Annotated in this window: 17 protein-coding genes; 10 read left to right on the top strand and 7 right to left on the bottom strand. The window is 65.9% G+C overall.

Annotated elements, in window-relative coordinates; genetic code table 11:
• Window positions 1-153: 153 nt before the first annotated feature.
• Both M0765_RS02280 and mgtA read left to right on the top strand, forming a co-directional pair.
• Window positions 154-360 carry a hypothetical protein gene (locus M0765_RS02280; protein ID WP_258501778.1) on the top strand — a complete coding sequence of 69 codons (207 nt, stop codon included), beginning with the start codon at window positions 154-156 and terminating at the stop codon, window positions 358-360.
• Between the two features lie 202 nt (window positions 361-562).
• Window positions 563-3,289, top strand: a complete 2,727-nt coding sequence (gene mgtA, locus M0765_RS02285; protein WP_258501779.1) for a magnesium-translocating P-type ATPase — start codon at window positions 563-565, stop codon at window positions 3,287-3,289.
• A 374-nt stretch (window positions 3,290-3,663) separates the two neighbouring features.
• Here the strand turns inward: mgtA and M0765_RS02290 are convergent, their stop codons facing one another.
• From M0765_RS02290 to xdhC, 4 genes are all read right to left on the bottom strand, one after another.
• Window positions 3,664-5,106 (bottom strand): NAD-dependent succinate-semialdehyde dehydrogenase, encoded by a 1,443-nt coding sequence (locus tag M0765_RS02290; RefSeq protein ID WP_258501780.1) that lies wholly within the window; start codon window positions 5,104-5,106, stop codon window positions 3,664-3,666.
• Window positions 5,107-5,288: 182 nt separating this feature from the next.
• Complete coding sequence (locus M0765_RS02295) at window positions 5,289-6,629, bottom strand: glycerate kinase type-2 family protein (protein ID WP_258501781.1); 1,341 nt, start codon at window positions 6,627-6,629, stop codon at window positions 5,289-5,291.
• A gap of 75 nt (window positions 6,630-6,704) precedes the next feature.
• Complete coding sequence (locus M0765_RS02300) at window positions 6,705-7,910, bottom strand: urate hydroxylase PuuD (RefSeq protein WP_258501782.1); 1,206 nt, start codon at window positions 7,908-7,910, stop codon at window positions 6,705-6,707.
• A gap of 226 nt (window positions 7,911-8,136) precedes the next feature.
• On the bottom strand, window positions 8,137-8,943 hold the full coding sequence (gene xdhC, locus M0765_RS02305; RefSeq protein WP_258501784.1) for a xanthine dehydrogenase accessory protein XdhC: 807 nt from the start codon (window positions 8,941-8,943) through the stop codon (window positions 8,137-8,139).
• Between the two features lie 53 nt (window positions 8,944-8,996).
• Here xdhC and M0765_RS02310 point away from each other — a divergent pair, with 53 nt between their 5' ends.
• The gene (locus M0765_RS02310) at window positions 8,997-9,500 is read left to right on the top strand and encodes a hypothetical protein (protein WP_258501785.1); all 504 of its coding nucleotides are present in this window, start codon (window positions 8,997-8,999) and stop codon (window positions 9,498-9,500) included.
• A 3-nt stretch (window positions 9,501-9,503) separates the two neighbouring features.
• Here M0765_RS02310 and uraH read toward each other — a convergent pair whose 3' ends face one another.
• Window positions 9,504-9,854, bottom strand: coding sequence for a hydroxyisourate hydrolase (uraH, locus tag M0765_RS02315; protein ID WP_126748146.1), 351 nt, complete (start codon window positions 9,852-9,854; stop codon window positions 9,504-9,506).
• A gap of 104 nt (window positions 9,855-9,958) precedes the next feature.
• On the opposite strand from uraH, the gene M0765_RS02320 reads away from it, so the two are divergent.
• The 5 genes from M0765_RS02320 to M0765_RS02340 all read left to right on the top strand — a co-directional run bounded on the left by M0765_RS02320 (window position 9,959) and on the right by M0765_RS02340 (window position 15,640).
• Window positions 9,959-10,624 carry a GntR family transcriptional regulator gene (locus tag M0765_RS02320; RefSeq protein WP_225612662.1) on the top strand — a complete coding sequence of 222 codons (666 nt, stop codon included), beginning with the start codon at window positions 9,959-9,961 and terminating at the stop codon, window positions 10,622-10,624.
• Window positions 10,625-10,630: 6 nt separating this feature from the next.
• Window positions 10,631-11,596, top strand: a complete 966-nt coding sequence (gene puuE, locus M0765_RS02325) for an allantoinase PuuE (RefSeq protein WP_258501790.1) — start codon at window positions 10,631-10,633, stop codon at window positions 11,594-11,596.
• A gap of 2 nt (window positions 11,597-11,598) precedes the next feature.
• Entirely contained in the window at window positions 11,599-13,377 is a 1,779-nt protein-coding gene (gene uraD, locus M0765_RS02330) for a 2-oxo-4-hydroxy-4-carboxy-5-ureidoimidazoline decarboxylase (protein ID WP_258501791.1), read from the top strand.
• Window positions 13,378-13,388: 11 nt separating this feature from the next.
• Window positions 13,389-14,615 (top strand): M20 family metallopeptidase, encoded by a 1,227-nt coding sequence (locus tag M0765_RS02335; RefSeq protein ID WP_258501792.1) that lies wholly within the window; start codon window positions 13,389-13,391, stop codon window positions 14,613-14,615.
• Between the two features lie 131 nt (window positions 14,616-14,746).
• Window positions 14,747-15,640 carry an alpha/beta fold hydrolase gene (locus M0765_RS02340; RefSeq protein ID WP_258501794.1) on the top strand — a complete coding sequence of 298 codons (894 nt, stop codon included), beginning with the start codon at window positions 14,747-14,749 and terminating at the stop codon, window positions 15,638-15,640.
• On the opposite strand, the gene M0765_RS02345 is transcribed toward M0765_RS02340, so the two are convergent.
• Entirely contained in the window at window positions 15,603-16,919 is a 1,317-nt protein-coding gene (locus M0765_RS02345; protein ID WP_258501795.1) for an aminotransferase class V-fold PLP-dependent enzyme, read from the bottom strand. The two genes, M0765_RS02340 and M0765_RS02345, sit on opposite strands and share 38 nt — an antisense overlap.
• 2 nt (window positions 16,920-16,921) lie before the next feature.
• Window positions 16,922-17,815, bottom strand: coding sequence for an amino acid ABC transporter substrate-binding protein (locus tag M0765_RS02350; protein WP_258501796.1), 894 nt, complete (start codon window positions 17,813-17,815; stop codon window positions 16,922-16,924).
• Window positions 17,816-17,960: 145 nt separating this feature from the next.
• Between M0765_RS02350 and M0765_RS02355 the strand changes: the two genes are divergently transcribed.
• Both M0765_RS02355 and M0765_RS02360 read left to right on the top strand, forming a co-directional pair.
• Window positions 17,961-18,905: a LysR family transcriptional regulator gene (locus M0765_RS02355; RefSeq protein WP_258501797.1), complete on the top strand. Its 945-nt coding sequence runs from the start codon at window positions 17,961-17,963 to the stop codon at window positions 18,903-18,905.
• Between the two features lie 28 nt (window positions 18,906-18,933).
• A complete protein-coding gene (locus tag M0765_RS02360) occupies window positions 18,934-19,404 on the top strand; it encodes an SET domain-containing protein (RefSeq protein ID WP_258501798.1) in 471 nt (156 codons plus the stop codon).
• Window positions 19,405-19,423 lie beyond the last annotated feature (19 nt).

Raw genomic sequence — 19,423 nt, forward strand, 5'->3', positions numbered from 1 at the left:
TTGCGCTGCGGCCGCCGTGCACGCAGCGTGACCCGTTCGCCCATCAGGCCAGCGGTTCTCCCCTTCCGAATCCCGCCGTTCTGCGTCACTGACTTTTTCAGTCAGCTTGCGTGCGTCCGTGCGCGAGGCCCTTCACCGCGAAGGAGCCTTGCCATGCGTCAATTCCAATCTCGTCAGCAGCACCAGCAGCCGATGCAGGACACCGTTCGCCCGGCGGCGCACGTGCCTGCACGCGAAGCAGCCACCAAGCAGGACCTCGACAACGAGATGCTGGACCGCGCCGCCGCGCTCTGGACCACGCGGCGCATCCGCAGCTTCTTCCTGCTGCTGGAACAACCCTCCCGCACCACGCAACGCTGAAACGCAGCACCGCACAGCTCGGCACGCACGAATCAAGGAGGCCTTCCATGGACCCCGCTTCTCATTGGCGCCCCTGCGCGCCACCCATGTTCCGACCCATCGATAACAACAGTTTGCAGCGCACCGCGCCGCAGGGGATTCCCACGCCTGATTGACGCGGGAGGTTCTTCCCTTCGCGGCCCGCGCCACGAAGGAAAAAAGAATGAAGAACGTCCTGAAGTCCGTTTTCGAGAGCTTCCTGCGCAGCCGCCGCATGCTGCATCACTTCGAGCGCTGGCAGACGATGCTGGGCTCGAAGCCCGTCGGCGTAGCCTCCGCCGCCATGCCGCCGGACATTGCGAAGGCGCTGGCCGCCGCATCGCATGCCGACGCAAGAGAGCTGCTCGCCGCACTCGGCAGCTCGCCACAGGGCCTGGGCGAAGAGCAGGCACAGGCGCTGCGCAAGCGCCTTGGCAGCAACGAGGTTCGCCACGAGCAACCTTTGCCGTGGTGGACGCACCTGTGGCAGTGCTACCGCAATCCGTTCAACCTGCTGCTCACGGTGCTGGCGCTCGTGTCTTACGTGACCGAAGACATGAAGGCCGCACTCGTGATCGGCAGCATGGTGGGGCTGTCGACGGTGCTGCGCTTTTTGCAGGAGTCGCGCTCCAACAAGGCGGCCGAGCGGCTCAAGGCGATGGTGAGCAACACCGCCACCGTGCTGCGGCCGGAACCCGGCGCCGCGAGCGCGCCGCGCGTTGAAGTGCCGATGCGCGACCTTGTGCCGGGCGACGTGATCGCGCTTTCGGCCGGCGACATGATTCCGGCCGACTGCCGCCTGCTGGGCGCCAAGGACCTGTTCATCAGCCAGTCCGCATTGACGGGCGAAGCCATGCCGGTCGAGAAATTTTCCGTCATCGACCGGAGCAGCCGCGAAGCCGGCGTGCTGGAGCGCGAGAACCTTCTGTTCATGGGCACCAGCGTGATCAGCGGCACCGCCACCGCGCTGATCGTGCACACCGGCAACCGCACCTTCTTCGGCGCGCTCGCGCAGCGCGTGGCCGCGGCCGACCAGGGCACGAGCGCGTTCCAGGCCGGCATCAACCGCGTGAGCTGGGTGCTGATCCGCTTCATGCTGGTGATGGCCCCGCTGGTGCTGGTGATCAACGGCGTGTCCAAGGGCGACTGGTGGGAGGCGGCGCTGTTCGCGCTGTCGATCGCCGTCGGGCTCACGCCCGAGATGCTGCCGATGATCGTGACCGCCACCCTGGCCAAGGGCGCGGTGGTGATGTCGCGGCAGAAGGTGATCGTGAAGCGGCTCGAAGCCATTCACAACTTTGGCGCGATGGACGTGCTGTGCACCGACAAGACCGGCACGCTGACGCAGGACCGCATTGTGCTGGAGCGCCATACCAACGCCTGGGGCGAGGCGTCGAACCGAGTGCTGCAGCTGGCCTACCTGAACAGCTTTCACCAGACGGGTCTGAAGAACCTGCTCGACAAGGCCGTGCTGAACCACGCCGAGATGCAGCTCGAGACGCGGCTGCAGACGGCCTGGCGCAAGATCGATGAAGTGCCGTTCGACTTCTCGCGCCGCCGCATGTCGGTGGTGGTGGAGAACGGCGGCAGCGAGCACCTGCTGATCTGCAAGGGTGCGCTGGAAGAGATTCTTTCGGTGTGTACTGCGGTGGAGCGCGGCGCGGAAGTGCTGGCGCTCGATGGCGACTTGCTGGCGAGCATCCACCGCGTGGCATCGGAGCTGAACGCGCAGGGGCTGCGCGTGGTGGCCGTCGCCAGCCGTGCACTGAGAGCTAACGCCCGCAAGCCCGCCTACGGCGTGGCCGATGAATCAGGGCTCACGCTGCTGGGGTACGTGGCGTTCCTGGATCCGCCGAAGGAATCGACCGCGCCCGCGCTGCGCGCCCTGGCGGAGCATGGCGTGGCGGTGAAGGTGCTCACGGGCGACAACGAACTGGTTGCGCGCAAGGTTTGCGGCGACGTGGGCATCGAAGCCGGCCATGTGGTGCTCGGCCGCGAGATCGAGGCGCTGGACGATGCGGGGTTGCGCACGCTGGTCGAGCAGCACCAGGTGTTTGCCAAACTCACGCCGGCGCACAAGGAGCGCATCGTGCACGCGCTGCATGCCAACGGGCACGTGGTCGGCTTCATGGGTGACGGCATCAACGATGCGCCTGCGCTGCGTGCGGCGGACATCGGCATTTCGGTGGACGGCGCGGTGGACGTGGCCAAGGAGTCGGCGGACATCATCCTGCTGGAGAAGAGCCTGATGGTGCTGGAGCAGGGCGTGATCGAAGGGCGCCGCACTTTCGCCAACATGCTCAAGTACATCAAGCTCACGGCGAGCTCGAACTTCGGCAACGTGTTCTCGGTGCTGGTGGCGAGCGCGTTCCTCCCATTCTTGCCGATGCTGCCGCTGCACCTCTTGGTGCAGAACCTGCTGTACGACGTGTCGCAGATTGCGATTCCGTTCGATAACGTCGACCCGGAATTCTTGCGCAAGCCGCAGAGCTGGAACCCGGCCGACCTGGGGCGGTTCATGGTGTTCTTCGGGCCGCTCAGTTCGGTGTTCGACATCCTGACCTACGCAGTGATGTGGTTCGTGTTCTCGGCCAACACGGTTGCTCACCAGACCTTGTTCCAGTCGGGCTGGTTTGTCGAGGGCCTGCTGTCGCAAACACTCATCGTGCACCTGATCCGCACGCGGAAGATCCCGTTCCTGCAAAGCCGCGCCGCCTGGCCGCTGCTGGCCATGGGCGCCGCCATTGCCGCGGCGGGCATCTGGCTGCCAATGGGACGGTTCGCACACTACTTCAGGCTGCAGGCGCTTCCGCTGGCCTACTTTCCATGGCTGGCGGCGATGCTGGCTGGGTATGCGACGCTGACGCAGGCGGTCAAGGGTTGGTATGCGCGGCGGTATGGGTGGCAGTGATTTTTGGCCCTTTGTTCTTAGTGCTGCTATTCAGGGCGCGTGCAAAGGCCACCGGGTACTCCCCTCCGCGAATGTCCCCGGGGCTGCGCCCCTCCTCCTTTATTTCGCTGCGGGGAGCACCCGATGCCCTGTGCACACCGAGCGCTGCGCTTGTTCCGTTCGATCGGCGACCGCTCTGGATAACGCGCCCGTCGATGGGGTGCCTTGCGCAGCGAAATAAAGGAGGAGGCCGCAGGCCGGGGGACATTCGCGGAGAAAGGTACCCCGTCGGCGGGTGCGCCGCCCTGAACAACGCCACCGCACTAAATAAAAAAGCGGCACCGCCGAAGCGATGCCGCCTTTCCAAAAGAACCTGGGCGATCTGAACGAACCGCTCAGATGCTCATGATCGAAACAGCCTTGGTGTTCAGGTAGGCCTCGAGAGCCTCCGGGCCGCCTTCCGAGCCGTAGCCCGAATCCTTCACACCGCCGAACGGCATTTCGGGCGAGGGTGCGGCGGGCTGGTTGATCCACAACATGCCGAGTTCGAGCCTCTGGCTCAGCAGATGCGCGTTCTTGATCGACTTGGTGAACGCGTAGCCTGCCAGGCCGAACGGCAGGCGGTTGGCTTCGGTGATGGCTTCTTCGAGCGTGTCGAAACCGCGGATCGCCGCAATGGGACCGAAGGGTTCGTTGTTGAACACGTCGGCATCGAGCGGCACGTCGGTCAGCACCGTGGGCGCGAAGAAGTTGCCCGTGTCGCCGACGCGTTCGCCGCCGGCCGCAATGGTTGCGCCCTTCTTGCGCGCATCGTCCAGCACATGGGCCATGGCCGTCAGGCGGCGTGCGTTGGCGAGCGGGCCGATGGTCGTGCCTTCGGCCAGGCCGTCGCCGAGCTTCAGGCCTTCGGTGTACTTGACCAGCGTGCGGGCGAATTCTTCGCGCAGGCTGTTGTGCACCAGAAAGCGGGTGGGCGAAATGCAGACCTGGCCGGCATTGCGAAACTTGGCGGCGCCTGCGGCCTTGACGGCCAGGGCGACGTCGGCGTCTTCAGCGACGATGACCGGTGCGTGGCCGCCCAGCTCCATGGTGACGCGCTTCATGTGCGCGCCGGCCAGTGCGGCCAGTTGCTTGCCGACCGGCGTGGACCCCGTGAAGGTGACCTTGCGGATGATCGGGTGCGAGATCAGGTAGTTCGAGATTTCGGCCGGGTTGCCGAACACCAGGCCCACGGTACCGGGCGGAATGCCGGCATCTACGAAAGCCTGCAGCAGCGCGGCGGGCGATGCCGGGGTTTCCTCAGGCGCCTTTACCAGGAACGAGCAGCCGGTGGCCAGCGCGGCGCCGAGCTTGCGCACGATCTGGTTGATGGGGAAGTTCCAGGGCGTGAAGGCGGCGACGGGGCCGAGCGGCTCCTTGATCACCAGTTGCTGCGCAGCCAGGTTGCGCGAGGGCACGATGCGGCCGTAGACGCGGCGGCCTTCGTCGGCAAACCATTCAATGATGTCGGCGGCGGCCAGCGTTTCGCCCTTGGCTTCGGCCAGCGGCTTGCCTTGTTCCTGCGTGAGCAGCTTGGCGATTTCCGGGGCGCGTTCGCGGATCAGGCCGGCGGCGCGGCGCATGACGGCGGCGCGCTCGTTGGCGGGCGTGTTGCGCCACTTTTCGAAGCCGCGCTGGGCGGCGGCCAGGGCGCGGTCGAGGTCGGCGATGCTGGCATGCGCCACCTTGCCGATGGCCTTGCCGGTGGCCGGGTTCACGACGTCCAGGGTCTTGCCGCCGGTGGCGTCGACCCATTCGTTGTCGATCAGCAGGCGGGTGTCGGTGTAGCTGGCGGTCATGGCGAACTTTTCCTTCGAGGACTGGATGGTGGGTGAAAAAGGGGAAAATCTGGATGCGCGGTGCGGCACCCGGAAGGTGCGCTTGCGACAGCGGCGGCAATTTGCCGCCGGGTGCATAGATTAACCCGAGTTCGCGAAGGCCGCCGGAGCCGGGAAACCGGCCCCTTTTGCCGTTGCAGCCGCTACAGAATCAGGAGCGCGCGGAAGTCGTTGACGTTGGTGTTCGTGGGCCCGGTCACGAACAGGTCGCCAATCGCGTCGAAGTAGCCGTACGCATCGTTGCGGTCGAGGTGGTCCGACAGCTTGCGGCCGGCCGCGGTGGCGCGCGCCAGCGTGTCGGGCGTGACGAAGGCGCCAGCGTTGTCTTCCACGCCATCGATGCCGTCGGTGTCGGCGGCCAGCGCCCACACCTGCGGCTGGCCCATCAGCGCGCCGGCCAGGCCCATGCAGAGTTCGCCGGCACGCCCGCCCCTGCCCTTGGCCTGCCCGGGCTGCCGCGGCCGGATGGTGACGGTGGTTTCGCCACCCGAAAGAATGACGCACGGCCGCGCAAAGGGCTGGCCGCGATTCGCCACGGCGCGTGCGAGCGCGGCGTGCATCTTGCCCACCTCGCGCGATTCGCCTTCGATTTCGTCGCTGAGGATGTGCGCCTCGATGCCGGCTTCGCGTGCCGCCTTGGCCGCGGCTTCGAGCGATTGCTGCGGCGTGGCGATCATGTGGACCTCATGGCCGTTGAAGACCGCATCGCCCGGCTTCGGGGTTTCGAGTTCGCCGCTCTCGAGCTGGGCGCGCACAGGCGCCGGCACCTCGATGCCGTAGCGGTCGAGAATGGCCAGCGCATCGGCGCAGGTGGTGGCGTCGGGCACCGTGGGGCCGCTCGCAATGACGGCCGCGTCGTCGCCCGGCACGTCGCTGATGGTGAGCGTGATCACCCGCGCCGGGGCGCAGGCCGCGGCCAGCCGGCCACCCTTGATGCGCGAGAGGTGCTTGCGCACGCAGTTCATCTCGCCGATGTGCGCGCCGCTGTCGAGCAGTTGCTTGTTGATGCGCTGCTTGTCGGCCAGCGTGAGGCCTTCGGCCGGCAGCACCAGCAGCGACGAGCCACCGCCCGAGATCAGGCACAGCACCAGGTCATCGGCCGTAAGGCCCTGCGTCAGCGCAAGAATGCGCTCGGCGGCCTGCTGCCCGGCCGCGTCGGGCACCGGGTGCGCGGCTTCGACGAGTCCGATGCGCTGGGGCACGCCCTCGGGGCGCGGCGGAATGTGGTCGTAGCGCGTGACGACGAGGCCCGAGAGCGGCGCGTCGGCCGGCCACAGGGCTTCGAGCGCCTGAACCATCGAGCCGCCGGCCTTGCCCGCGCCGAGCACCAGCGTGCGGCCCTTGGGCGGCGACGGCAAGTGCGCGCCCAGCGTGGACAGCGGCAGAGCGCGGTCCACCGCCACGCGGTAGAGATGTTCGAGGAAGGCGCGCGGTGCTTTGCGCGGGTCAGGGGTGGGGCCGAAAGAAGGGCTCGATGCGGTCATGGCTTGCTTTGTCTCCATCCGGCAATTGTGCGGCGAACGGCGGTCCGCCCTCTTGACCGCGGTCTATCCCTGCGTCTAGTTCGTCTTGGCGCCGGCCTGGAACCAGCGGCCGATCAATGCGCGCTCTTCGTCGGTCATGCCCGTTGTGTTGTTCATCGGCATGATCTTCGTCACCACCACCTGCTGGTAGATGGCCTGGGCATGCGCCGCCACCTGGTCGGGCGTGTCGACGCGCACGTTCTTCATTTGCACGGCGGCGCCGTGGCACATGAAGCAGCGCTGCTCGAGCACCTTCTGCACGTCCTTGAACGCCACGGCGGGCGCTGCTGCTGCAGCCGCGGGCGCCGCAGCCGGCTCGGGCTTCATCCACACGATGGTGAGGCCCAGCACCACGATGCCGACCAGCGCATAGGGCAGCGGGTTGCCCGCGTTGCCGAGCTTGAACCGATGCCGCACCACGAAGAACTGGCGAATGGCCGCACCGCCCAGCATGATGAGCAGCAGCACGATCCAGTTGTACTTGTGCGTGTAGGTAAAGCTGTAGTGGTTGCTCAGCATCGCGAACAGCACGGGCAGCGTGAAGTAGGTGTTGTGCACGCTGCGCTGCTTGCCGCGCTGGCCGTGCACCGGATCGACCGGCCGGCCTTCGCGCAGTGCCTGCACATTCTTGCGCTGGCCCGGAATGATCCAGAAGAACACGTTGCCGCTCATCGTGGTGGCCATCATCGCGCCCACCAGCAAGAAGGCCGCGCGGCCCGCGAACCACTGGCAGGCTAGCCAGGTTGCGAAGACGATGAAGATGGCGATCAGCACGCCCACGATGGTGTCGCCGTTCTTGCGGCGGCCGAAGATCTGGCAGATGCCGTCGTACACCATCCAGAACACGACGAAGAAGGCCAGCGCCACGCTGATCGCCGCGCCGGGCTGCCAGTCCATCTTGCTCTTGTCGATCAGGTAGGTGCTGGCGTTCCACAGGTACGACATGGTGAAGAGCGCAAAGCCCGTGATCCACGTGCTGTAGCTCTCCCAGTACGACCAGTGCAGGTGGTCCGGCAGCTTCTTGGGCGCCAGCGCGTACTTCTGCATGTTGTAGAAGCCGCCGCCGTGCACGGCCCACTGCTCGCCGCCCACGCCCTTGTCGAGCGACTCCTGGTCCTGCGGCTTCTCGAGGCTGTTGTCCAGCATCACGAAGTAGAAGGAGGCGCCGATCCAGGCGATGGCGGTGATGACGTGGACCCAGCGCAGCAGCAGGTTGGCCCAGTCGAGGTAGTAACTTTCCATGTATGAGGTGCTCTCTCTCAACTCCTTGGGCGCGTGGGGGCGCCGCCAAGGGGTTTCTTCAGCCTGCTCACCACTGCGGGCGCTGTAAGCAGAGAAAGTGCCGCGAACGCAGGCTCCATGACATGGGCCTCGCTCCGCTGCGGCTTGTTGTGGACTGAAAGTGTATACAGTTTTGGCAAGTGTCGAGTTGCTTTTTTTGAAGGCGTCGTCGCCGGGAAAACCCTGTTCAACCCAGTGATTGCAACAACTGTGCCGCCACCGCCACGGCAATCACTTCCGGCTCCTTGCCAGTGATGCCGGGCACGCCGATGGGGCAGGTGATGCGGGCCAGCTCGTCGGGCGTGAAGCCGCGCGCCTCGAGCCGGTGGCTGAAGGTGGCCCACTTGGTCTTGCTGCCGATCAAGCCGATGTAGGGCAGGTCGTTATGCGTGCGCAGCCGCTTGAGGCAGGCGATGACGATGTCCAGGTCTTCGGCATGGCTGAAGCTCATGATCAGCACGCGGCTGCCCGGTGCGAGCGCGGCCACGGCGTCCTGCACGGGCTCGGAATGCTCGGTGTCGATCTGTGCCGGCAGCGCCTCGGGGAACACGCCGTCACGGCTGTCGATCCAGCGCACGGTAAACGGCAGGCTGGCCAGCAGCCGCGCGAGCGCCGCGCCCACGTGGCCGCCGCCGAACAGCGCCACGGGCTTGAGCTGGGCGACCAAGTCGCGTTGCAGCGCCGGGGCATCGGCGGCCGTGATGCGCCGGTACGAGAGAAACACCACGCCGCCGCAGCACTGCCCCAGGCTCGGGCCGAGCGGGTAGCGCTGAATGCCGTCGATGGCACGCCGCCCCTCGAGCAGCTCGCGCGCTTCCTGCGTGGCCTGGAACTCGAGCTGGCCGCCACCGATGGTGCCCGTGAGCCCTTCGGCCCACACCGCCATCCATGTGCCGGCTTCGCGCGGCGCCGATCCTTGGGTCGATTCGACGCGCACCAGCACCGCGTCTTCGCGCGCAAGGCGCGCCAGCAATTGATCGACCATGCCGTTCATTTCCGATACCTTCGGTTGCGGGGTTGCACGAGACTCACGGTATAAACCCGGCGATGAATCGTCAGCTTACGCCCCGTCGCCTTGCCTTGGCGGCATCCGTTCTTTCTTGCGCTCTCTGGCTTGCCGGCTGCGGGAGCACCGGCACCGTTCCGGGCCAGCTGAGCGACGTCAAGACCGATCGCGGCGGGGCCGGCGCCGCGCCCCGCGCATCGAATGCGGCCACCGCGCGCGAGTACCGCCGCGATGCCGCGCGCCACATCTACGAAGCCAACAGGTCGCGCATCTACAGCGGCCAGCTGCCGCCCCTGCTGTACGCGGTCGGTACGCTGCAGGTCAACCTCGATGCCGGCGGCAAAGTGGTGTCGCTGCACTGGATGCGCGCGCCCAAGCATGCGCCCGAGGTCATCGCCGAGATCGAACGCTTCGTGCTGCAGGCCGCGCCCTTCCCTGCGGCCACGCGCCTGGGTGCCGTCACGTGGACCGACACCTGGCTGTGGGACAAGAGCGGGCGCTTCCAGCTCGACACGCTCACCGAAGGGCAGCTGCAAGGCGACTGACCCTCAGGAGCCGCGGTAGGTGGAGTAGCTCCACGGGCTCACGAGCAGCGGCACGTGGTAGTGCTGGTCGGTGTGCGCCACGCCGAAGTCCAGCGACACCTTGTTCAGGAAATTGGGCTCGGGCAGCTTCACGCCGCGCGCCTTGAAGTAACCCGCCACGTCGAACACCAGCCGGTAGGTGCCGGCCTTGAGCGAGTTGTTGTCGTAGAGCGGCCCGTCGCTGCGGCCGTCTGAATTGAGCGTGAAACGCTTCACCAGCGTCGCATCGTCGCCTTGGGTGGTGTACAGCGCCACCTCCATGCCGGCGGCGGGGCCGCCGTGCATCGTGTCCAGTACGTGGGTGCTCAGGCCCATGGGGCGCTCCTTCAATGATGGAACGACGAGGTTCCGGATGGGGCGGGAAATTCCGGTGGACAAAAGTGTATACAGTTACCGGCTTTGGGTCTATCATGAAAAACATGGAGTCCTCCACCACCCGTTCGATCGTCGACGCGCTCACCAAGGCAATCGTCGAGCACCGGCTGCAGCCCGGCACCAAGCTGGCCGAGCAGAAGCTGGCCGACCATTTCGGTGTGTCGCGCACGCTGGTGCGCCAGGCGCTGTTCCAGCTGTCGCAGAACAAGCTCATTCGCCTCGAGCCCGCGCGCGGCGCCTTCGTGGCGGCACCGGCCGTCGACGAGGCACGCCAGGTGTTTGCGGTGCGCCGAATGCTCGAGGCCGAGATGACGCGCGAGTTCGTGCGCACCGTCACGCCGGCGAAGATCAAGGCGCTGAAGGAACACGTGGCGCTCGAAAAGTCCGCCGTGTCGGGCGAAGACATTTCGGGCCGAACCGAGCTGCTGGGCGACTTTCACGTGCGCATGGCCGAGCTCATGGGCAACCAGGTGCTGGCGCAAATACTTGGCGAGCTGATCTCGCGCTGCGCCCTCATCACGCTCATGTACCAGAGCACCAGCGCGGCCGAGCACTCCAACGACGAGCACGCCGACATCGTGAAGGCGCTGGCCGCGCGCGACGAAGAGCGCGCCGTGCGCCTCATGACTGAACACCTGGAACACGTCGAAGCCAACCTCACGTTCGACCGCAAGGTTCCGACCAACGACATCTCTTTGGCGCTGTCCTGAACATCCATGACCGTCTACGACACCACCCTGCCCTACCCGCGCGACCTCGTCGGCTACGGCCGCAACCCGCCGCATTCCCAATGGCCCGGCGGCGCGCGCATTGCGGTGCAGTTCGTCCTCAATTACGAAGAGGGCGGCGAGAATGCCACGCTCCACGGCGACGCAGGCTCCGAGCAATTCCTTTCCGAGATGTTCAACCCGGCGAGCTTTCCGGACCGGCACATCAGCATGGAAGGCATCTACGAATACGGCTCGCGTGCCGGCGTGTGGCGTATCCTGCGCGAATTCGAGAAGCGCGGCCTGCCGCTCACGGTGTTCGGCGTGGGCATGGCGCTCGAGCGCTACCCCGAGCTCACCGCCGCCTTCAAGGAGCTGGGCCATGAAATCGCCTGCCACGGCTGGCGCTGGATTCACTACCAGAACCTGGACGAAGCCACCGAGCGCGAGCACATGCGCCTGGGCATGGAAGCCATCGAAAAGCTGACGGGAGAACGCGCCCTGGGCTGGTACACCGGCCGCGACAGCCCGCGCACCCGCCGCCTGGTGGCGGACTACGGCGGCTTCGAATACGACAGCGACTACTACGGCGACGACCTGCCCTTCTGGATGAAGGTGCAAAAGACCGACGGCACCGTGGTGCCGCAGCTCATCGTGCCCTACACGCTCGACTGCAACGACATGCGCTTTGCGTTGCCGCAGGGCTACTCGCATGCCGACCCGTTCTTCCAGTACATGAAGGACACCTTCGACGCGCTCTATGCCGAAGGCGACCCCGCCGGCGACAACAGCCCCAAGATGATGAGCATCGGCATGCACTGCCGGCTGCTCGGGCGGCCCGGCCGCATTACCGCGCTGCAGCGCTTTCTCGACCACATCGGCCAGCACGACCGCGTGTGGGTCTGCCGGCGCGTCGACATCGCGCGGCACTGGAAGCAGGCGCATCCCTTCGAATCTGCCGCCTCAGGAAGCTGACCATGAGCCTCACCATTGCCCAACTCAACGCGGCCGTACCGGCCGAAGCCGTGGCCCTGCTCGACGGCATCTACGAGCATTCGCCGTGGATTGCGCAACGCGCACTCGCCGCGCGCCCCTTCCGCTCGCTCGCGCACCTGAAGCATGCGCTGGTACAGGCATTGGCCGCTTCGTCGGCCGAAGAAAAGATCGGCCTCATTCGCGCCCACCCCGAGCTCGCGGGCAAGGCCATGGTCAGCAAGACGCTCACGGCCGAATCGACCAACGAGCAGAGCAAGGCCGGCCTGACCGACTGCACGCCCGAAGAGTTCGCAAAGATCCAGAAGCTCAATGCCGACTACAACGCGAAATTCGGCTTTCCCTTCATTCTTGCGGTGCGCGGGCCCCGCGGCACGGGCCTTTCGAAGCGCGAGATCATCGACACCTTCGAGCGCCGGTTGTTCAACCACCCTGAATTCGAGCTCGGCGAAGCGCTGCGCAACATCCATCGCATTGCCGAGATTCGCCTGGACGACAAGTTCGGCGCCGACATCTCTCTTGGCAACGACGTGTGGGACTGGCACGAAGCACTCTCGGCGCATACCGATCCGGGCTACGCCGAAAAAGGCCAGCTCACCGTGACCTACCTGACCGACGCGCACCGTGCCTGCGCGCAGCAGATTTCGAGCTGGATGCGCGACTGCGGCTTCGACTCCGTGCACATCGATGCGGTCGGCAACGTGGTCGGCCGCTACGAAGGCGCAACGCCCGATGCCAAGACCCTGCTCACCGGCTCGCACTACGACACCGTGCGCAACGGCGGCAAGTACGACGGTCGGCTGGGCATCTTCGTGCCGATGGCCTGCGTGCGCGAACTCAAGCGCCAGGGCAGGCGCTTGCCCTTCGCCTTCGAGGTGGTGGGCTTTGCGGAGGAAGAAGGCCAGCGGTACAAGGCCACCTTCCTGGGATCGGGCGCGCTCATCGGCCACTTCGATCCGCGCTGGCTCGACCAGAAGGACGCCGACGGCATCACCATGCGCGAAGCCATGAAGCACGCGGGCCTGGACGAAGCCGACATCCCGAAGATCCAGCGCGACCCGGCCCGCTACCTCGGCTTTGTCGAGGTGCACATCGAGCAGGGCCCGGTACTCACCGAGCTCGACCTGCCGCTGGGCATCGTCACGGCCATCAACGGCGGCGTGCGCTACGTGGGCGAGATCATCGGCACGGCCAGCCACGCGGGCACCACGCCCATGGACCGCCGCCGCGACGCGGCCGCCGCTGTGGCCGAACTCATTCTCTACACCGAGCAGCGCGCCGCGAAAGACGGCGACTCCGTCGGCACCGTGGGCATGCTCGAAGTGCCGAGCGGGTCGATCAACGTGGTGCCGGGGCGCTGCAAATTCAGCCTCGACCTGCGCGCGCCGAACAATGCGCAACGCGATGCGCTGGCCGACGACGTGCTGGCCGAACTCAAGGCCATTTGCGAACGCCGCGGTGTGCGCTATGAGCTCGAAGAAACGATGCGCGCCTCTGCCGCGCCCAGCGAGCCGGACTGGCAGCAGCGCTGGGAAAAGGCGGTCGATGCGCTGGGCATTCCACTCTTTCGCATGCCTAGCGGCGCCGGTCACGACGCAATGAAGCTGCACGAGGTGATGCCGCAGGCCATGCTCTTCGTGCGCGGCATCAACTCGGGCATCAGCCACAACCCGCTCGAATCGAGCACCAACGACGACATTCAACTGGCCGTACAGGCCTTCCAGAACCTGCTGGACAACCTTGCCGCCGAACAAGCGCACTGAAAAGAAAACACATGACCGACTACGCCAAGCTCGACGCCTGGATCGACGCGCACTTCGACGAGGAAGTGCAGTTTCTGCAGCAACTGGTGCGCGTGCCCACCGACACCCCGCCCGGCAACAACGCGCCGCACGCCGAGCGCACGGCCGAGCTGCTGAAGGACTTCGGCCTGGACGCCGAGAAGCACGCCGTGCCGGAGCAAGAGGTGAAGGACTATGGCCTCGAGTCGATCACCAACCTGATCGTGCGCCGCCCCTATGGCGCCGGTGGCCGCACCGTGGCCCTCAATGCACATGGCGACGTGGTGCCGCCCGGCGAAGGCTGGACGCATGACCCGTACGGCGGCGAAATTGCCGATGGCAGCCTTTACGGCCGGGCCGCCGCCGTGAGCAAGAGCGACTTCGCGAGCTTTACCTTTGCGCTGCGCGCGCTCGAAGCCGTGGCCAAGCCGACCAAGGGCAGCGTGGAACTGCACTTCACCTACGACGAAGAGTTCGGCGGCATCCTCGGCCCGGGCTGGCTGCTCAAGCAGGGGCTCACCAAGCCCGACCTGATGATCGCGGCCGGCTTCAGCTACGAAGTGGTCACCGCCCACAACGGCTGCCTGCAGATGGAAGTGACGGTGCACGGCAAGATGGCGCATGCGGCCATTCCCACCACCGGCGTCGATGCGCTGCAGGGCGCGGTGAAGATCCTCAATGCGCTCTACGCGCAGAACACGCTCTACCAGCAGGTAACGTCGAAGGTCGAGGGCATCACGCACCCGTACCTCAACGTGGGGCGCATCGAAGGCGGCACCAACACCAACGTGGTGCCAGGCAAGGTGGTGTTCAAGCTCGACCGCCGCATGATCCCCGAAGAGAACCCGGTCGAGGTCGAAGCCACGATCCGCAAGGTGATCGCCGATGCGGCGGCCGAAAGCGCCGGCATCACGGTGGAAATCAAGCGCCTGCTGCTGGCCAATTCGATGAAGCCGCTGGCCGGCAACAAGCCGCTGGTCGACGCCATCCAGAAGCACGGGCACGCTGTATTCGGCGAGCCGGTCAAGGCCATGGGCACGCCCCTTTACACCGACGTGCGCCTTTATGGCGAGGCAGGCATTCCGGGCGTGATCTACGGCGCCGGCCCGCGCACCGTGCTCGAGTCGCATGCCAAGCGTAGCGACGAACGCGTGGTGCTCGAAGACCTGCGCCGCGCCACCAAGGTGATTGCGCGCACGCTGAGCGACCTGCTGGCCTGAGCCCCCGGGGCGGGGTCACCTGCCGACCGGCCTGCGTTGCGGCCGTCCGACGCAGCGCATCAGCGGCCACCTACACCCGCCGGCAGGCACCGGCGCGCAGCATGGGGCGCATGACCGAACGCAGTTCCTCCATGTCCGCCCTGCCCGCCGATGCGCATGCGGTCTCGCATCGCTTCATCGATGTCGACGGGACGCAGATCTTCTACCGCGAAGCCGGCCCGCGCGATGCGCCGGTGCTGCTGCTGCCGCACGGCTATCCGTGCTCGTCTTTCCAGTACCGCCGGCTCATGCCGGCGCTGGCCGACAAGTGGCGGCTGGTGGCGCCGGACTATCCCGGCTTTGGCCTGAGCGGCACACCGCCGGCCGATGCCTTCGGCTTCGACTTCGACGCCTATGCGGGCTTTCTCGAGGCCTTCTGCAACAAGCTGGAGATCGGCAGGTACGGCCTGTACCTGCACGACTACGGTTCGCAGATCGGCCTGCGCCTGGCCATTCGGCGCCCTCAGCGCGTGGCCGCGCTCATCATCCAGAACGGCGATATCTACGAAGACACGCTCGGCCCCAAGTACAAGGCCATCCAGGAATTCTGGCGCGACCCGTCGGCAAAGAACCGCGCGGTGCTCGAAGAAGCGGTGAGCGAAGACGGCTTTCGCGCCGAGTTCGTCGGCGAGGTCTCCGAGGCCCAGGCCGCGCAGATTCCGCCCGACCTGTGGAAGCTGCATTGGCCGCTGATGAACACGCCGCCGCGGCGCGAGCTATCGCTCAAGCTGATGGAAGGGCTGAAGCAGAACCTCGAGTGGTTTCCACGTTATCAGGCCTATCTGCGCGAACACCAGCCGCCCGCCCTCATCGTCTGGGGGCCGAACGACGGCTACATGCCCGAGGCCTCCGCGCGCGCCTACCTGCGTGACATTCCGAAGGCCGAGCTGGTTTTGACGGACGGCGGGCACTGGCTGCTCGAGACGCACCTCGAGCAGGTGGTTCCCGTCATCCGGCGGTTCCTGTCCGCAGCCCTTTCGCGCTGAGGGCAATCTCATGCGTCACATGGAGAAACTTTTCCATGTCGGCCAGAGAGTTGCAATGCAGCGGTGAGACGCGCACCGTGCCTTCGAGCCCGAACGAGTCGAGCATGCGCTTGGAGTAGATGCTGCTCGCCACGCGCTCGTACACCGTCACGCCGCGCTTGCCGTACTCGACCACCGCCTGCGTGCAGTCCAGGTGATCGAAGCCGATGCCGATGATGAGGTCGCGCTTCGTCAGGTCCGGATGGTCGAGGAAGACCTTCACGCCTTCGATATTGCGCAGGCCCGTGGCCTCGCCGCTGCCGTCGAGCAGCGCCGCGAGCAAGGCCCGCTCGTGCAACTCGATGTGCGCGATGCCGGCTTCGAACAGCGCCCGCCGCTCGGCAGCATCCGAAAAATGGCCGCCGAGCCAGCACACGTAGTCGACGATTTCGGTGACCACCGCAAACTGCCACGGCGCCGAGCTGCCCAGGTCCCAGAAGTCGGGCTTCTTGCCCGCGAGCTTGTGGTGCGGCAGCAGCGCCGCGCGGTCCGACACCCACGACAGGCCCGAGCCCCGGCAACCGAAGAACTTGTACGGCGCCATGTTGATGCCGTCCACCGGCGTCTTCTGCAGGTCGATCAGCCCGTGCGGCGCGTGCTGCACCGCGTCCACCACGATGTAGAGATCGGGCTTGATCTCCCTTGCACGCCGCACGATCTGCTCCAGGTCGAGCTTGGCGCCCGAGATGTTCGACGCGTAGATGACATTGAGCAGGCAGGTTTCCTTGTCCACCAGCCGCACGATCTCGTCGGCATCGACGCCGCCGGTCTCGGGATTGCTGCGTGCCACCCGCAGCTCGCGGCCGGCCCGTTGTGCATAGAGGCTCATCGCGTCGAACGACGAGGGATGCTCGAGTACGGTGGTAACCATGTTCGTGCCCGGCACGTTCTCGGCGACCGCGCGCACCATGTCGAACATGGCGCCCGACGCGGTCAACGACGCATACACACTGCCGCCGCGCGCGTTGAAGATGGTGCGCAGGTCGTCCGTGCCGCGAGCCTGAATCTGCTGCAGTTCGACAGCTGCGGCGTGGATGCGCTCCGCGTTGTCGGGAATGGCATCGACCTGCGCGAAGCGCTCGACCGCCGCCTTCAGCCGGAACGAGCCGCCCGCATTGTCGAAATAGAGCCGCTCGCGCCCGTGGTGGTCGTGGTCGACGTTGAGAAAGCGCTGCTTCACCGCGCGCATGAGCGCATCGGGAAACGCCAGTCCGTTGGCGTGGTGTGTGGTGGCCGGCATCCTCAAACGCCCTTGTTGTTCGGGTTCTTGTAGGCCTCGCGCACCGCGTCGGACATCGGGAAATTCAGGTTCACGTTGCGCGGCGGAATGGGCGACATGAACCACTTGGCGTAGAGCTTGTCGATGGCGCCGGACTTCATCATCTCGGTCACGGCCTGGTCGACGATGGCCTTGAACTCGGGGTCTTCCTTGCGCATCATGATGCCGTAGGGCTCTTGCCGCAGCACGTCCTTGAGCAGCTTGTAGTCGGAGGCATTGGGCTGGTTGGCAATGAGGCCGGCGAGCTGCACATCGTCGAGCACATAGGCCACGGCGCGGTCGCTCGCCAGCAGCAGGAAGGCGTCGGCCGTGTCCTTGCCTGCGATCTCCTGCACCTCGATGTTCTCGGTCTTGCGGAAGCCGCGCAGCAGCTGCATCGAGGTGCTGCCCGCCACGGTGGCCACGGTCTTGCCCTGCAGGTCGGCAATCGAGTTGATGCCCGAGTTCTTCTTGACCGCGGCGGTGATGTTGGTGACGAAGTGGCTCGGCGCAAAGTCGACCTGCTGCTGGCGCTGCACGGTGTTGGTGGTGGTCGCGCAGTCGAGGTCGACCGTACCGTTCTGCACCAGCGGAATGCGGTTGGTCGAATTGAGCAGCGTGTAGCGCACGTCGATCTTCTGCATGCCCAGCTTGGCCTTGATGGCGTCGACCACCTTCAGGCAAATTTCGTTGGTGAAGCCGATGGGCGCGCTTTCTGCACCCGTCTTGTAGGAGAACGGAATCTGCGTGTCGCGGCTGCCGATCTGCACCGTGCCGCTTTCCTTGATCTTGCGCAGCGTGGGGCTTTCTTGCGCCGCCGCGACACCGCAGGCCAGCGCGATGCCGGCGCCAAGCACGAGAGACAGTTTGAAGTTCATGGAATGTTCCTTTGAAGATGAAGCAGGAAGTACACGGAGCAGCACGGTGCGAATCTTCGGCGCGGCTTCAAATTTCCAAAAGCGATTTTTTGTGATTGAATTACATGAATAAAAGTATTCATTTCAGGAACCCCGGCGCATCGTGATGACCTTCAAGCAACTCGAGGCCCTGTACTGGATCGCCAAGCTCGGCGGCTTTGCGCAGGCGGCCAACCAGCTTCACACCTCGCAATCGGCCGTGTCCAAGCGGGTGCATGAACTCGAGCTGCTGTTCGACACCGAGCTTTTCGACCGAACCCAGCGCACCGCCCGGCTAACCGAAAAAGGCGAAGAGATGTTCGTGCTTGCGGCCCGGCTGCTCGAACAGCGCGATGCCGCCGTCGAGCAGTTCAGCAAGCCGGGCGTGGTGGAGCGGCGGCTGCGCATCGGCGTGACGGAACTCACCGCAATGACCTGGTTGCCCCGGCTGGTGGGGCTGATCCAGCGGCACTACCCCAAGGTCATTCTCGAGCCCGACGTGGACGACAGCCTGCAGCTGCGCGACAAGCTGCTGGCGGACGAACTCGACCTGGTGATCGTGCCCGACACCTTTGCCGATTCGCGCATGCAGAGCAAGTCCATCGGCAAGGTGCAGAGCGCCTGGATGTGCAAGCCGGGCGTGGTGGCCGCCGCCGGCACCGTGCGGCTGCACGAACTCGCCCGGCACCGCATGCTGGTGCAAGGCAGCAACTCGGGCACAGGACGCGCCTACGACGCGTGGATGAAGGACCAGGGCGTGCAGCCCTCGGACACCATCGTGGTGAGCAACCTCGTGGCGCTGACGGGCCTCACGGTATCGGGCCTGGGCGTGAGCTACCTGCCGCGCCAGTGCCTCGACCCGCTCGTTTCAGCCGGCATGCTTGCCGTGATCGAGGTGATGCCCGCCCTGCCCGCGGTGCATTACGTGGCCATGAACAAGGGCGAGCACCGTAGCGCGCTCACTTCGTCGATCGTGATGCTGGCGCAGGAGTGCTGCGACTTCACGCGCATGTTCCAGGCCCAAGCCGATGAAGAACACGACAAAAAACGCGAGGAAGAACGCAAGCAATGAGCAAGGTGGCTGGTGCACACTTGGGCCCATGAAACGCCGCAAGCAAACCTCGTCCACGCCGTTCATCCGCGTCGGGCCCAGCGGAGTGCACGGGCTCGGCGCCTTTGCAACGCGCGACTTGCCCGCCTACGCATTCCTCGGGCTCTACGAAGGCCGCCGCTACACGCAGCAGGAAATCGCCGCCGGCGCGTGGAACGACCAGCTCACCTACCTCTTCACCCTCTCCAACCAAGAGACCATCGACGGCGGCAAGGGCGGCAACGGCACGCGCCACCTCAACCATGCCTGCGACCCCAACTGCGAGGCGGTCGAAGAGTACGACGATGCGGGCGAGCTGGTGCTGAAGTTCCAGACCATCGTGCCGGTGGATGCGGGCGACGAGCTGTTCATCGACTATTCCCTGACCGCCGACGACGGTTCGCCGGCCTCCAAATACCCTTGCCATTGCGGTTCGCCCAACTGCCGCGGCACCATGCTGGCCCCGGTCGAGGCGGAGTGACCGCGCGCTGATCCGTTCA

It is taken from the genome of Variovorax sp. S12S4 (assembly GCF_023195515.1).
Classification (GTDB): Bacteria; Pseudomonadota; Gammaproteobacteria; order Burkholderiales; family Burkholderiaceae_C; genus Variovorax.